At 62.7% G+C, this 13,351-nt stretch carries 13 protein-coding genes and 1 CRISPR repeat array; of the genes, 3 read left to right on the forward strand and 10 right to left on the reverse strand.

The genetic code is table 11. From position 1 onward, the window contains the following. Nucleotides 1-194 (forward strand): transposase domain-containing protein (locus tag JO015_16410; protein MBW0000682.1); only part of this gene is annotated, 194 nt, incomplete at its 5' end. Between the two features lie 59 nt (nucleotides 195-253). Beyond that, a CRISPR array of direct repeats spans nucleotides 254-728; the repeat unit is 36 nt; unit sequence GTTTCCGCACTGTAAGAAGTGCGGCTCCATTGAAGC. Nucleotides 729-2,183: 1,455 nt separating this feature from the next. Here the strand turns inward: JO015_16410 and JO015_16415 are convergent. Together JO015_16415 and JO015_16420 are read right to left on the reverse strand one after the other, a co-directional pair. Continuing rightward, on the reverse strand, nucleotides 2,184-3,038 hold the full coding sequence (locus tag JO015_16415) for an FRG domain-containing protein (protein MBW0000683.1): 855 nt from the start codon (nucleotides 3,036-3,038) through the stop codon (nucleotides 2,184-2,186). A gap of 180 nt (nucleotides 3,039-3,218) precedes the next feature. After that, nucleotides 3,219-4,124, reverse strand: coding sequence for a hypothetical protein (locus JO015_16420; GenBank protein MBW0000684.1), 906 nt, complete (start codon nucleotides 4,122-4,124; stop codon nucleotides 3,219-3,221). A 276-nt stretch (nucleotides 4,125-4,400) separates the two neighbouring features. Here JO015_16420 and JO015_16425 point away from each other — a divergent pair, with 276 nt between their 5' ends. Then, entirely contained in the window at nucleotides 4,401-5,558 is a 1,158-nt protein-coding gene (locus JO015_16425) for an alanine racemase (GenBank protein ID MBW0000685.1), read from the forward strand. A gap of 198 nt (nucleotides 5,559-5,756) precedes the next feature. On the opposite strand, the gene JO015_16430 is transcribed toward JO015_16425, so the two are convergent. The 8 genes from JO015_16430 to pdxH all read right to left on the reverse strand — a co-directional run bounded on the left by JO015_16430 (nucleotide 5,757) and on the right by pdxH (nucleotide 12,354). Beyond that, nucleotides 5,757-6,596, reverse strand: coding sequence for a hypothetical protein (locus JO015_16430; GenBank protein ID MBW0000686.1), 840 nt, complete (start codon nucleotides 6,594-6,596; stop codon nucleotides 5,757-5,759). A 104-nt stretch (nucleotides 6,597-6,700) separates the two neighbouring features. After that, entirely contained in the window at nucleotides 6,701-7,258 is a 558-nt protein-coding gene (def, locus tag JO015_16435; protein ID MBW0000687.1) for a peptide deformylase, read from the reverse strand. A 2-nt stretch (nucleotides 7,259-7,260) separates the two neighbouring features. After that, on the reverse strand, nucleotides 7,261-7,674 hold the full coding sequence (locus JO015_16440) for a biopolymer transporter ExbD (protein ID MBW0000688.1): 414 nt from the start codon (nucleotides 7,672-7,674) through the stop codon (nucleotides 7,261-7,263). Next, complete coding sequence (locus JO015_16445) at nucleotides 7,671-8,369, reverse strand: MotA/TolQ/ExbB proton channel family protein (GenBank protein ID MBW0000689.1); 699 nt, start codon at nucleotides 8,367-8,369, stop codon at nucleotides 7,671-7,673. The genes JO015_16440 and JO015_16445 overlap by 4 nt, the downstream gene beginning before the upstream one ends. 5 nt (nucleotides 8,370-8,374) lie before the next feature. Then, on the reverse strand, nucleotides 8,375-9,907 hold the full coding sequence (locus JO015_16450) for a hypothetical protein (protein MBW0000690.1): 1,533 nt from the start codon (nucleotides 9,905-9,907) through the stop codon (nucleotides 8,375-8,377). A 217-nt stretch (nucleotides 9,908-10,124) separates the two neighbouring features. Further along, on the reverse strand, nucleotides 10,125-10,835 hold the full coding sequence (locus JO015_16455) for a 2-phosphosulfolactate phosphatase (protein MBW0000691.1): 711 nt from the start codon (nucleotides 10,833-10,835) through the stop codon (nucleotides 10,125-10,127). Next, nucleotides 10,832-11,695, reverse strand: coding sequence for a hypothetical protein (locus JO015_16460; GenBank protein ID MBW0000692.1), 864 nt, complete (start codon nucleotides 11,693-11,695; stop codon nucleotides 10,832-10,834). Before JO015_16460 ends, JO015_16455 begins: the two co-directional genes overlap by 4 nt. Nucleotides 11,696-11,703: 8 nt before the next feature. Then, nucleotides 11,704-12,354, reverse strand: coding sequence for a pyridoxamine 5'-phosphate oxidase (pdxH, locus tag JO015_16465; protein MBW0000693.1), 651 nt, complete (start codon nucleotides 12,352-12,354; stop codon nucleotides 11,704-11,706). Nucleotides 12,355-12,460: 106 nt separating this feature from the next. Here pdxH and JO015_16470 point away from each other — a divergent pair, with 106 nt between their 5' ends. Continuing rightward, nucleotides 12,461-13,111, forward strand: a complete 651-nt coding sequence (locus tag JO015_16470) for a L,D-transpeptidase (GenBank protein ID MBW0000694.1) — start codon at nucleotides 12,461-12,463, stop codon at nucleotides 13,109-13,111. Nucleotides 13,112-13,351 lie beyond the last annotated feature (240 nt).

Genomic DNA, 13,351 nt, shown 5'->3' on the forward strand with positions numbered 1-13,351 from the left:
GGCGCAATTGGATCCATATCGGCAGCAAAGCGGCCGGCCCGCGGGTGGCCAATATCCTCTCGATCGTGGAAACCTGCCGGCGCTTGGGGCTGCCGGTGCGCGACTACCTGGCTTCGGTGTTGCCGGGGCTAGCCGACTTCCCGGTCCAGCGCGTGGCCGAACTCACGCCCCGGGCTTGGGCAGCTCGCAAGTAACTGCCCCCTCGGGGCGCCTGTCAACGGTGGGGTTGGTCACACGCGCCCGCTTGAAGCCGGTGTCCGCACTGTAAGAAGTGCGGCTCCATTGAAGCGAGTCGGTCACCGGCTCGTTGAGGGGCGATGCGGGCTGGTTTCCGCACTGTAAGAAGTGCGGCTCCATTGAAGCCGTTATTTGCGCTGGCCGCGACAGCCTTTTTGCGCTCCGTTTCCGCACTGTAAGAAGTGCGGCTCCATTGAAGCGGGGAGCGAGACGCCGGGGGTGTCGTCCCCGCTCAAGGTTTCCGCACTGTAAGAAGTGCGGCTCCATTGAAGCACGAAAACGCACGCCGAGGCACCTTCTTCCACAGCAGTTTCCGCACTGTAAGAAGTGCGGCTCCATTGAAGCCAGGTAGGTTCCTTCTTCCTTTTTCTTCCGGACCCGGTTTCCGCACTGTAAGAAGTGCGGCTCCATTGAAGCCAACTGTCGTCGCCCCGGGCGAATTGCAGCGTCGGGTTGTTTCCGCACTGTAAGAAGTGCGGCTCCATTGAAGCCGTATAAGTAAAGATCCGGCGGCGTCACGAGTTCCGGGCCGTGTCATGCTCCGGGCTGCCCTGGGCCGGTGAGCGAGAGACAGCAAAGCGCCAGCGAGGTTCGGCCTGATCCAGGCGTTCGGGGCGCCGTGCTCGGGCACCGTCAGGGGATGGTCTTGGGATATGCCCGGAATAATGGCGTGACGGCGCCGAGATGATCTTTGGAAATTCCGTCGATTCAGAACGTCACCCGGCCACCCTCTTCGCAAACTCGTCCTCTCGCCCGGCATCCTGCGCTCGTCCGGGCCTCTCTGGTAATTGGATCGTGAGTTTGGTTCAGGGCAGTGGACCAGTCCGGCGGCGCCTGAGCGGACAAACGAGTTACGAGTTATCGACGCGGTGCAACGACCAGGGCTCGGACGGCAAGTGATCAATCGGGTTTGATGCGCTAACTGGTCGTCACGCGATTGCACCAAAGGGTAACCGGAAATGAGTTCAGGCCGGCAACAACGTCAATCGGAATGAAGATGCACCGGGCGGCCGTATCCGAACGTCCAACGTTGCCGGAACGCAGCCCCGAATCGGAACCCCACGCGCGCTTTTCTTTGGTTGCGGCCGAGTCACCCAGCGGGAGAGGTAGAACTAATACCATTTAGACAGCTATCTTGGTAGAATTTCGACCGGGTCTCAGCCCTGAAGAGGCGGTAGAACTTAGCCCAGGGTTTAGCCCTGGGAAGCCGCAAAATCACGATCGAGCCCTCCTAAGGTGTCACGCCTGTGCGCCCGCCCTAACAAACGCCTCCCCGCCGGGTTGGATTTGCTGAAGGGGCGGCAGAACCCGGGAGCGACGCTTTCTGCCGCCCCTTCAGGGCTCGATCGTGATTTGACGGTTACCCAGGGGGTAAAGCCCTGGGCTATGTTCTCTTGGCCCTTAGGGCCGTAAGACGGTCACGGCTGTCTGCGCGCTGCCCTCAAAAAATGTCGGTAAAGCTTAGGGGTAGAACTCGCTGGGCTGTGTTCCTTTGGCTCTTCAGGCCATCAAACCGTCTCCGGCCCGTTGGGCACGGACGGTTTATACGGTAGGATAGGTGTAACGCGGATGGGGCACCCGGGAAGGAAGTCAAAAGTTTACCTCCATGGCCGTCGAATTGGTATCAAATGCCCTGTCCGGGGACCGAAGTCCCTGGCTACGATCAGCCGTCCCTCCGGGACGAAAGCGCCCCCATCCGCCGGCCCTTAACTCCATCCGCCGGCCCTTAACTAAATGGCAGCGGGGTTTACCCTGGCCTAAGTTCTCCCGCCCCGTTGGGCCTGAAACCGATGTAACGGCGTGCGGATCGGCCGGCAAAAAAGTTTTCCATGGGTCGATCGATCCCCGGTTAGCTCCAGCGGCAGCCGTGTCGGGCGGCGTTGCTTTCTTGGTCTGCAGCCAGGTGTTAGCTGACGGCTTCGCTACTATTCACGAGCCGTCCGCCCTCACCGGTCGCTCATAAGCCGGAGTTCGTGATAGAGTGACCGGGTGAAACCGTCCAGGCCGGGAAAGAGCGATGCGGAGGTGACGTTCATTGCATGCAGGTCCCGCAACGCGTTCGTGTGAAGGTGTTGCGGCAGCCGAATCTTGAGAAGTGCGGTTTCGGCCGGCAACCGGTCGCCTTTCCACGGAGCGGCTTCTTTCTTTCGAAGCGCTTCGGGATCCAGCTCGAAGGTTGCCGCGAGGTTCTGTTCAAAGCGGGTCGCAATGTCGCAGGGAACCAGGAACAGGCCTTGCTGAATGGAGAGCCGCTCGTTCATCCGGTCCGGCGCCACGCTGATGACGAACGGGTCAGGGTCGCGTTTGCGCGCCAGGAATTCGTTGACCCAGTTTATGTGGTCGAGGTTCATGCGGTCGAAATTCTTGGACGGCCATTTGTGATCCAACTTCGCGGCGATGCGTTGTCCGAGGAGGGCGTGGTTGATGGCCCAGACGGCGGCGGCCTCGCGGCGCTTCGGCTTTTCCATCGCAAAAAACGCCGCGACATAAAACGAGTAAGAAAAGTCGAGCAACCGGGTTGGACCACCGTAGTGCTGAATCAAGGCCAACCATTCGAGCCGATCTTTACGGCGCGGCAGATCGGTCACGTAGTGATGGGCCCGCCGCTGGAATTGCCGCAGGATGCGCTCCTCCCATTCAGACAGGAAGGGCAGCGGTCCGGTCCGGCGGTTCGCCGCCCGGTAGAGGGTCGTTTCCAGCGGGTCATCGGCATTGGCATGGCCGCGAAAGATCCAGCCGTGCAGCGATGCGCCAAGTTCGCGTGCGGCGGGCCAATCAGCTGGTTCGATGGTAAGAAACACGCCATTGATCCTTATCGAGTCCGGGCCCAAAAGCCAGCCGGGGGGCGCCTGAGGCAAGCCCGCTTGGGGATAATCTTGGGATGTTCCCAGAACAACGGTTGGACGACGTTGAGATGATCTCTGAAGATTCCGGCAATTTGGGGCGTCCCAGAGCCTCGCCTGCCTTCGCAAGCGTCCGGCTCAAGGCAGCCGGCCAACCTTCGGTGCCCGCAAGCGTGCAAACGGATTATCGGCGCCGTACAATGACCAGGGTCCGAAGGGCACACGGGCAAGGTCCACAAATTTCCAGTCGCAGTGGTCGATGCCGCCCAGGCCCAGGTAATCGCGAACGGCCGGCGAGACGTCCAAGCCGGCGCCCTGGTTGGCGTTGGGCCGGGGCCGTTCCATCCCGAAAACGTACTGCCAGTGGTCCGCGGCAAAAGGGCCGACGTCCTCCCATTGCGCGTAGCAAACCCGCCTTCCATGCCGGATCGCGACCCAACGCCCTTTGCAAACCGACGCACCCTCACGAACAAAGGCGCCCCGGAACCACGGGACCACGAGCGTTGCTTCGGGTTTAGTGCGGTGATCATCGACGTCATTGTACGGCAACGCGACGTAAAAAGGGTTCAGACCGGGCACAAAGCCGGCGGGGACGAAGTTGCGCCGGGCAGCGGGGTCAGGAGTATCAACGCCGCCGTACCGCAACACCCAATCGGGATCCCAAGCGCTTTGTTCGTTGGAGACCGGGCGCTCCAGGCTCGCCGGCTCACCGACCCAGAACACGGTGGTGGTAATGTTATATTTCCAGGGATAAGGCCCGGCGACGGTCAGGCCGGCAGCCGGGGTGTTTCCGGCCGAAGCATCCGGCGTGGGAGGTAGATCCAACCGCGGCCTGGCGAGCCGGCTAACTTCCAGGGCTCGCGGCAGCGTCGCGGACGAGGTAGAAAGGTAGCGATCTTCAGCCCGGGCCGAAGGGTTGACTCCCACCGAGGCGACGAGCCAGCCGCAGAACGCCAAAAGCCAACCGGTGAGTCGCAGCCGCCGGGGACAAAGCCCCGGCGTGAAGGCCGGAGGGGGACGGATGAATTCCAGGACCAGGCGCATCGGACTTCGTTCCTCCTTTCGTATGCAATCCCGTACGGTTTAACGTTTTCACGGTTCATGGGAAACAAGAAATCGGCCCGCGAGCATAAACGATTCACCCGTCTGATTCTGTCCACCGGGCACGGGAGACTCGGCTCGCATGGGGGGGGAACCGTGAGCAGGTGGACTTGGGATATTCCCGGGTTAAGAGGGAGATGGTGTTGAGATCCTCTTGTGGCATCCGGCCGCCGGACCGATCTTCCGGCGACCTTCGATTCAACCCCGGTTACGCACCTGATGAAGCTCTCCGACGTACCGACCCCGGCCTTGCTCCTCAACCGCCCCGTACTCGAACGCAATTGCCGGATGATGGCCGAGCGGGCGACGCGCCTCGGGGTACAGCTGAGGCCGCACCTGAAGACGGCCAAGTCCGTCGAGGTGGCGAGGATCGCGACCCAGGGGCATTTCGGCGGGATCACGGTTTCAACGGTCGCCGAGGCACGTCATTTCGCGATGGCGGGCATCCTGGATCTCACGTACGCAGTGGGGATCACCCCATCCAAGCTTGTTCCGCTGGCTGCGATCCAGGCGGAAACGGGCGCAGCGATACAGATCATCCTGGACAGCGTCGAGGCCGCGGTTGGAGCAGGAGAGCAGGCCGTCCAGCTTGGAGCCGGGTTTGACGTGTTGATCGAGATCGACACGGGCGCGGGCCGGGCAGGAATCCGACCCGACGATGAACGAGCCATCCTGGCGGTGGCGGAAGCGATCGAACGCTCAGCGGTCCTTCGGCTGCGAGGCATCCTGACGCACGCAGGGCACGCCTACCATTGCCGGAGCGCTGAAGAAACGCGCGCCATCGCCGAGGCGGAACGTGACGGCTTGACCTTCGTGGCCGGACGGCTTGCCGCCGGCGGTTTTCGGTGCGACGCGGTGAGCCTCGGTTCAACGCCCACACTGGTTCACCACGCGGCGTCGCTTGACGGCATTACAGAGGTGCGTCCGGGCGTCTACACTTTTTTCGATCTCGATCAGTGGGCGCTCGGAACGTGCTCGCTCGACGATATCGCCGTTTCGGTGCTGGCCACCGTCATCGGCCATAACCGGAAGGCGGCACGCATCCTCGTTGACGCAGGCGCGCTGGCGTTATCAAAAGACGTCAGCGCGAGCGAGTTCCGCAACGACCTTGGCTTCGGCCTGGTCGTGCCCTCGGTCGAACAACGAAACGAGGCCGGGCTCGGAAACCTGCGCGTGGCCGAACTGTACCAGGAGCACGGCGCGATCGCGGCAGCCGAGGGTGAACAACTACCGTATAAAATGTTACCGGTCGGCGCAAAGGTACGTATTCTACCTCACCACGCCTGTCTGACCTGCGCCCCGTTTGATCGTTACCGCGTGATCGATGCACCCGCCGGACCGGTGACGGCAATCTGGCCCAAGATCACCGGCTGGTAAAAATGCCACAAATGCCACAAGCGGAGAAATGCCACAAATGGAAGAGCACTTGATCAGGGGCGCTCTTTCCCAGCACTACGCGGATGAGGGAAAATGCCAGAAGGGGAGCAATGCCCAAAGTGAACGTGCAATCGCGTCAGCAGATCCGTCATTTGTGGCATTTTTTCATTTGTGGCCTTCCAACCCGTGGCATTCCGATCAGGCGCTGCCGAAGTCCAGCATGGAGACCTGACGCCGGATCTGGCGGATCATCTGGCCGCGGATACTTTCGGCGGACCCGTTGCCGAGGCCGAGGGTATGCTCGACAAACAGGTTACAGACTTGCACCACCACCTCCCCACTGATCTGCCCGGCCGGTGCCTGCGCCTGCACGTACTGCTCGGGTTGAACCGGTTCGACGGGGAGGCCGGGCGGGGTCGGCTGGCCGGAGGGCTGACCCGCTTGGGGGGGCTGGGCCCCTTGCGAACCCGCTTGCGGGGGCTGGGCCCCTTGCGAACCCGCTTGCGGGGGCGGCGAAGGAGCCGGCTGCGTCGACGGTGGGGGAGCCGGCACCGGAGCCACGCGATTGATCAAATCATCAAACTTCTGGAGTGCGTCGTTCACGTCCGCGATGACCTGTCGGTTCGAACGGCCGGCGCTTTCCCCTCGATCACTCTGGGTTACGGTCTGAACGGCGCCGGTCAGTTCCCCCTCCAATTTTCCGATGTTCTGACGAATGCGCGCGTACAGTTCCCTGGCCTGGTTGTATTCCGGTGTCCCCGCGTGATAGTGCTGCTTTAGCCGGTGCGCCCCGGCAACGGTCTGCTTGATGGCGCCGGTAACCGGACCCAAGGTACGATCCAGCTGCGCGTGCAGGTCGGTCTCGCGATCGAGCTCTTTGGAAATATCCTGACTACTTTTAACCGTTGGATTCTTCGGGGTGGCCGGGGGGGCCGCGTGGAGCGCGAGCGCCCCTGTCCAAAGGCAGCAAACGCCTGCACAAGCGGCGAACAGCGATCCTTTGGAGAGTCGTCGAAATGCGTCGTTCTGCATCGCCATGAGCTGAAGGGTTGTGGGCTGGTTCCGGGGTGGGTCAAGAAACTGGTTTTCGAGCCGCTGCGACCTCCGGCTCGCGCCATGCGCGCGGGCCTGCCCGGCCGGCTCTACCGGACGTTGTTGCCGGCGGCCAGGCGTTTGAGCTTCCCGCCCAAAGCGGCTTTGGCTGCCGAATTCATCCGGTCAATGAAAAGGATGCCGTTAAGATGGTCAACCTCGTGTTGCACCGCTCGCGCCAGCAATCCTTCCGCTTCGAACTCAACCGGCGCACCGCTCAGGTCCAGAGCGCGTACCCGGATGTGGGCGGCGCGGGAAATGTCCGCGTTAATGTCCGGAAAGCTGAGGCAGCCCTCGGTACCGGTTTCCACCTCCCGGCTCAGTTCCACCTGAGGATTAATGAGGTACAACGGCATGTGGTCACCAGGTTGTACTTCCTGGCCGTTGACCCACATCCGGCTCGGCCGGGACGCCGCGTCACCGACGTCAATGACGGTCAACTGGGTTGCGACCCCGACCTGTTGCGCGGCCAACCCGACTCCGTTCGCCTCGCGCATGGTGTCGAGCATATCCGCCGCGAGCTGCCGGACCTCATCGTTGATTTCCCCGACCGGCTTGCCCTTGGTCCGCAAGACCGGGTCTCCGTAGATGACAATTTCCCGAATCACGTCTACTCCTTTGGCCTGGTGAGGGCGGGGACAGACTTTACACCCGCATCTTTGAACGTATCCAGAATCTTCACCATAAACCCAAACGGCACATCCGCATCCGCCTTCATGGCGATCGGCCGGTCCGCCCCCTTGCTTTGGAATTGCTGCAAAGCGCTTTTGAGTTCATCCAGGCTGCCGACGCTTTTGCCGTCGAACTGTATTTTCTCTTCCTTATCAACCTCGACAAACACCGGTTCGGCCGGCGTCTGGCTCTGAGTTGCGTTCTTGGATTCGGGCAACTTGATGGCGAGCTGGGTTTGGGCGGTTTTGAAGGTGGTGGTGACGATAAAGAAGATCAGCAGGATGGCAAAGATATCGATCAACGAAACGATGATGATCTGCGGGGACCGCTTACGCTTAACGTAAAACCTCATCGTGTTACCTCCTCCTCCAGGGAGGCCGGCGCTTCCTGCAGCAACCCGCCGGTGCGCCGGTGCTGGTAAATCTTTTCGACCAGCTCGGTAAGCAGGGCCTCCATTTCAACCGCGAGGCGCTCCACCCGGCGCGAAAAGTAGCTGAACGCGATCAACGCCGGGATCGCGATCGCCAGGCCGACGATGGTGGTACTGAGGGCCTCGCCGATGCCCGAGGCAATCCCTTTAAGATCGCTGGTCGACATGACGCCCGAGCCGATGTTGGAGAACACCCGGACCAGCCCGGAGACCGCACCGAGCAACCCGAGCAGCGGCGCGATGCCGACGACGATTTCGAGAATGAAAAGCCCGCTCTCCAGGCGCACGATCTCCTGGCGGGCGCGCGATTGCACAACCTCCATCGCCTCGGACTTGGCGCCGGCAGGAAACCGCATGGCCGCCGCAACGATTCGCGCCAGCGCCGATTCACCGTCCTGCGCCAACCGGCGGAGCTGTTCCGGGGATTCGCCCGGCTTGAAGTTGTTGATCTCGCGTTCAACCAACGGCGGGATCACCGATCGGCGGCGCAGGGCCCATGCCCGCAGGAGAATCACGGTCAGGGCAACGAAAGAGCAGGCCAGCAGGAGGCCCATGAAGACTCCCCCCTTGCGGAAGAAGTCAAACGCGTTCTCGAACAGGGCTAGGTAAAAAAACATCGCGGTTACATGAAGTTGAAGCTGAAGGTAAATTCAAGGCCGTCCTCCGGCACCAAAGGCGCGAGTTCGGCCGGCATCGGGGGTATCCTGGCGTCGATGATCGACTGGAGCGACGAATTGGCCAGGGTTGCATTGGAAGTATTGTTGAGAACGCGCGGATGGAGCACGCGCCCGTCCGGCGTCACTGAAAAGGCGATTTGCACGGTGCCGACGTTGATCAGGTCGGCACGGGCCTGGACGTAGTAATACCAGCGTGACCCGACCGCGTCCTCGACCGCTTTTTGAAATCGGCCCTGGGGCGTGCCGACAGCAGCCACGGAAGGTCTGCCTTGGGTCGAGAGGTTGCCTTCGAGCCGCCGAACGACCTGTTGGGGACGGTATGCCCCTTTGGGTATGGGGGGGACCGCTCGCTGCGGTCTCCGTGGCGCCGTTTCCGGGGGCGGCGTCGGGACCGGGGTTGAGTGGCGGCGGGCCACGGCCGGCGGTTCGCGCCGGGGCTGCGGTGTCGGGGTAGCGACCGGTTCCGGCGTTGCAAGCGGGGTGGCGACGGGTTCCGGCGTGGGGACCGGGGTGGACTCGGGACGGAGCATGGCCAACTCCTCGCGTTCCGGCGTCGGTTGCGGCGTGGGGGTGGGTTCCGGTGCCGGTTGCGGCGTGATGACCGGCGTGGCGGTGGCTTCCGGCGTCGGTTGCGGCGCCAGCGCCGCCACGGCCAGTTCCGGGGTGGCGGCCGGCTGCGGCGTGGCCACCGGCTCAGGGGTGGCAGCCGGTTGCGGCGTGGCCACCGGCTCCGGGGTGGAAAGCGGGGTGGCGACCGGTGACGGTGTCGGGGCCGGGGTGGAAAGCGGGGTGGCGACCGGTTCCGGCGCCGGCAAGGGCGTGGCGACCAGTTGCGGCGTTGAGAGCGGGGTGGCGACCGGTTTCGGGGTCGCCACTGGGGTAGCGACCGGTTCGGGGGTCGCCACCGGGGTAGCGACGGGCTCAGGCGTCGGAACCGGCGTCACGGCAGCGGTAGGTTCCGGCGTTGCCGCGGGCATGACGGTGGGTTGCGGCGCCGGCACGGCGGTGCTGGGCGCGGACGGCGCCGATGGGGGCTGGCTCAGCAGCGAGGCGAAGTCCCTGCCCTGCTGGTCGAGCGAATAGTTCTGATCGCGCAACGCCAAGTCCGGCAGTTCCTTCAGCTCCTTGCCGTCCACGGTAGGGAGGGGATCCTGGCCCTTTCCCTCGTGTTCCGTGGCGGCCGCCGTGTCTTTATCCGATTGAAACGGCGCGTCGTTGGGAGATTGGTCAGCCTTCTGATCGTCGTCCGTGCGGACGTACTGGCGTTCCGAGGCAGGGGGCGGAGGAACAGGAGGAGGCGAAGGAGAAGGCTGCTCGAGCAACGTCAATTCGGGCGGGGTCTCTTCTGGCTTCGGGGCGGAAGCGGGCACGGCGGAATCGGACCAGAGCGCGCCGGCCTGACTGACCAGCAAAATAATGATCACGTGTAGGATCAGAGACCCAGCAATCGCGATCGCTACCTTCTTCCTGTCCGACATCAGTTTTGAAAAAAACCCGTCAGGGTACGTCGGGTGCCCCGGACGCTCAAGCGCTAATACGGACCGCGAATGGAGTGGAATTTGGCACCTGTGGAAAAATCATCTCCTTAATTCGCGGCCCGTATGATCGAGACACCCGCGGGGAGCCGTTGAGGCGCAGTTCTATCCATCCATGGCGGCGAGATCAAGCCCCGTTTCGAGCGATAGTTCCGCCCCCTTATTTGGCCGCGACCACGGCATCGCCGTCCAGAATGCCCGTCACATCGTACCGCGAGATCTGGGCGCAATCGACCAGGTCCGCGCCTTTTCCGATTTTGACCAAGGCCCGCCCGTTGCGGGTATGGCGGAACCACTCGAGCATGTCATCCCCAACCCGCTCATAGAGGCTTCGGGCCATGATCGCCGCGTCCGATAACCCCGAATCGTCGGGCAACCGGGCAATCAGGGCGCCCGCGCCGATGGCATCTTCCAGGCTGAACTCGTCGCCGGTGCCGGCGCAAACCAGCAGCAACCGTTTTGGCCGGATCCGAAAAATCACGTCCGCCAAGGCGTCGAGGTTTACCAGGGCACCAATATAAACGCGGCTGGCGTGACTTACGCTCTTGATGGCGAACGTGCCGTTGGTGGTCGTCATCACCACGGTCCGGCCGGCAAGCTCGGCGAACTCGGCCGGCGAATTGCCGACGTCAAAACCTTCGATCGGCAAGCCGCCTCGTTCTCCGGCCAGAATCACGGAAGGGTCGTGTTGCTTGAGGGCCTGGGCTTCCTCGATGGTTGAGACCGGGATGATTTTCTTCACCTCATGGGCGAGGCCGGTCACGATCGACGACGTGGCGCGCAGGACGTCAAAAACGATCGCCGTGACGCCGTCGAGGTTCAGGGCGGCGAACCGGCGGATTTCGGTAGGTGAAAGCGCGACGTGAATCATCTTTCTTTTCGGTAAGTCAATCGCCAATGATGAAACAAGAATTGTTGCGCATAACCGGCATAGGGACCGAAAAACTGCTCTGAAAACGTCTGGACGGCAAGTTCGCCGGTGCGCTGCGGCCGATCGGGCAAGTACGTCCGGGACACGGCGCGGTGGATCCAGACGTCGACGGGCACGACCTCCAGCCGTTCATAGGCGAAGAGAAGGACGCAGTTGGCAATTTTAGGGCCAACCCCAGGTACGCGTTCCAACCGGGCGCGCGCTTCCGGCAGCGGTAACTCTTGGATCGCATCCAGGTCCAATTCGCCGTGCGCGACCATTTTGGCGGCAGCGAGAACGTTTTTCGCCCGAAACCCGAGTTTGCAGGCCCGCAGGGAATCGAGGGATGCCTGCGCCAGCACGGCGGGACGCGGGTAGGCGTGGAGTTCGAGATCGTCAAGGCGGAGGTGACGCCCGTACCGGTGGCGGATGGCGAGCGACACGGCGCGGATGTGCGGCACTTGCTTGAGGGCAGAGGTAAGAAACGTGGCGAGGCATTCCCACGCGGGTTGCCGGATGATGCGGATACCCCGGCTGAAATCGACGGCAGCCCGGAGAACTTCATCCTTGGGAAACGACGCGAGGATGTCCGCCATGGGATGGTCAAGGGCGAAATGGCGCCGCACCCGTGCACCCTGCCCGGCGGTGACCCAGAGTTCGGCGCCGCGCTGCTCGACGTAAACGGGAATCTCGCCAATCGTGCCGGCAAAACCCGAGCCATGCGCGGTCCAGTGGAAGACTTGACCCGAGTTAAGCGTCTTCTCCAGGTCGAAATCGGGTGCATCAACTTTTTCCAGAGCCGGGCCAGCAACGGACGGCATAGCGGCACTCAGGGGCTCAAACGCTGGATTTGCCAACCGCCGTCCGGGACAGGCAGATAGATAAAGCGATCATGGAGCCGGTTTTCTCTGCCCTGCCAGAATTCAAAACGGCAGGGGCGCACCCGGTAACCGCCCCAATTCTCAGGCGCGGGCGGATCCTGGCCGTACCGGGCCTGAGCCTCAGCCAATTGCCGTTCGAGCTGGCTGCGCCCGCTGACGACCTCGCTCTGCCGCGACGCCAGGGCGCCGTACCGGCTTCCGACGGGACGCCGCCGGAAATATGCCTCGGACTCTTCCCGGCCGACCTTCGACACGTCGCCTTCGATCGCGACCTGGCGTTCAAGCCAGGCCCAGTGAAAATTCAACGCCGCACGGGGGTTGGCCGCGAGATGACGGCCTTTGCGGCTGTCGTAGTTCGTAAAAAACAAAAATCCTTCCGGCCCGAACCCCTTCAGCAGGACGACACGCACGGAGGGAGCTCCGTCCGGAGTCGCCGTGGCGAGGCTCATCGCATTCGGCTCGTGCGGGCCGCCGGTCCTGAGCGCTTCCTCAAACCAGGCTTTAAACTGCACGAACGGGTCCGAAACCAGGTCGCTGCGATGCAGTCCATACATCGTGTACTCTTTGCGCAGGCGTTCGACATCCAACGCGGAACTCATGGACGTGCATTATCACCCGGTCCCGGCCGGCTGCAAGGGTCAGGCCGCGCACCGGCACAGTACAAAAAAGGCGGAAGCCTTTGCGCTGAAGATGCGTCAGTATAGCATGGCCCGGATCCCGAACTGGCTCGCAACGTGCGGTCTCCTCTGCCTGTGGTTGTTAATACCGGCACGGACGGCCGAGGCGCAGTACGCCATTGACATCGACCTGACCGAACAGAAGGCGTACCTGCTTTACCACGAACGCGCCGTGCTGGAGTCGCCCATCAGCTCGGGACGGCCCGGTCACGCTACCCCATCCGGTAATTTCCGCATCATCAACAAAGACCTGAACCATGCCTCCAGCATTTACGGCCTGATCCAGGACCGATACGGGCGGATCGTGATCGCCGATGCCGATGTCGACATGCCCACGCCGGCCGGCACCCGCTTCGTAAACGCGCCGATGCATTATTTTATGGAGTTCGCCCCCGGCTTCGGCCTGCATGCCGGTTATCTGCCGGGTTACCCGGCTTCACACGGGTGCATCCGCATGCCGAAAGATAAGGCGATTGCCTTCTTCCGCGCCATTTCAGTCGGTACCCCGGTAACGATCTTCGGGTCCGCGCCCCGGGTCCGCCGCTATGAAGCATCGTACCGGAACCGCGATCGGCGCGAGGACTATTCCAATCCCTATTACGATTATCCTGAGCCCGGCGGCCGCGCATACCCCACGGAACGCGCTTACCCCGCCTACCCTTTCCCCTTCGGCTGGTAACGGGTCACACGGCGGGCACGGCGATTTGGCGGGCACAACGTAAGAGTTCACACGGCGAACACGGCGAACACGGCGGAAGGAAGAATGCCACCAATGAGGGCTGCGGGTTGGGCACGCCGGGAATCTACGCCGTCTTTGCCCCGGAGCGGCGGTTGGCGGTAGCCGGGAACTTTAGTGCCGAGTCCTCTCGCCGCCGCTCCGGGGCAAAGACGGCGTACTTCTTGCCAAGTGCCGAATGCA

Source organism: Verrucomicrobiota bacterium (genome assembly GCA_019247695.1).
GTDB lineage: Bacteria > Verrucomicrobiota > Verrucomicrobiia > Chthoniobacterales > JAFAMB01 > JAFBAP01.

What these genes read in the sequence shown, in the direction of transcription:
- JO015_16460 (MBW0000692.1), bottom strand. Translation starts at nt 11,695, where the DNA reads ATGCCGTCCGTTGCTGGCCCGGCTCTGGAAAAAGTTGATGCACCCGAT.
- JO015_16450 (MBW0000690.1), bottom strand. Translation starts at nt 9,907, where the DNA reads ATGTCGGACAGGAAGAAGGTAGCGATCGCGATTGCTGGGTCTCTGATC.
- JO015_16430 (MBW0000686.1), bottom strand. Translation starts at nt 6,596, where the DNA reads ATGGCGATGCAGAACGACGCATTTCGACGACTCTCCAAAGGATCGCTG.
- JO015_16440 (MBW0000688.1), bottom strand. Translation starts at nt 7,674, where the DNA reads ATGAGGTTTTACGTTAAGCGTAAGCGGTCCCCGCAGATCATCATCGTT.
- JO015_16425 (MBW0000685.1), top strand. Translation starts at nt 4,401, where the DNA reads ATGAAGCTCTCCGACGTACCGACCCCGGCCTTGCTCCTCAACCGCCCC.
- JO015_16470 (MBW0000694.1), top strand. Translation starts at nt 12,461, where the DNA reads ATGGCCCGGATCCCGAACTGGCTCGCAACGTGCGGTCTCCTCTGCCTG.
- JO015_16420 (MBW0000684.1), bottom strand. Translation starts at nt 4,124, where the DNA reads ATGCGCCTGGTCCTGGAATTCATCCGTCCCCCTCCGGCCTTCACGCCG.
- JO015_16445 (MBW0000689.1), bottom strand. Translation starts at nt 8,369, where the DNA reads ATGTTTTTTTACCTAGCCCTGTTCGAGAACGCGTTTGACTTCTTCCGC.
- JO015_16455 (MBW0000691.1), bottom strand. Translation starts at nt 10,835, where the DNA reads ATGATTCACGTCGCGCTTTCACCTACCGAAATCCGCCGGTTCGCCGCC.
- pdxH (MBW0000693.1), bottom strand. Translation starts at nt 12,354, where the DNA reads ATGAGTTCCGCGTTGGATGTCGAACGCCTGCGCAAAGAGTACACGATG.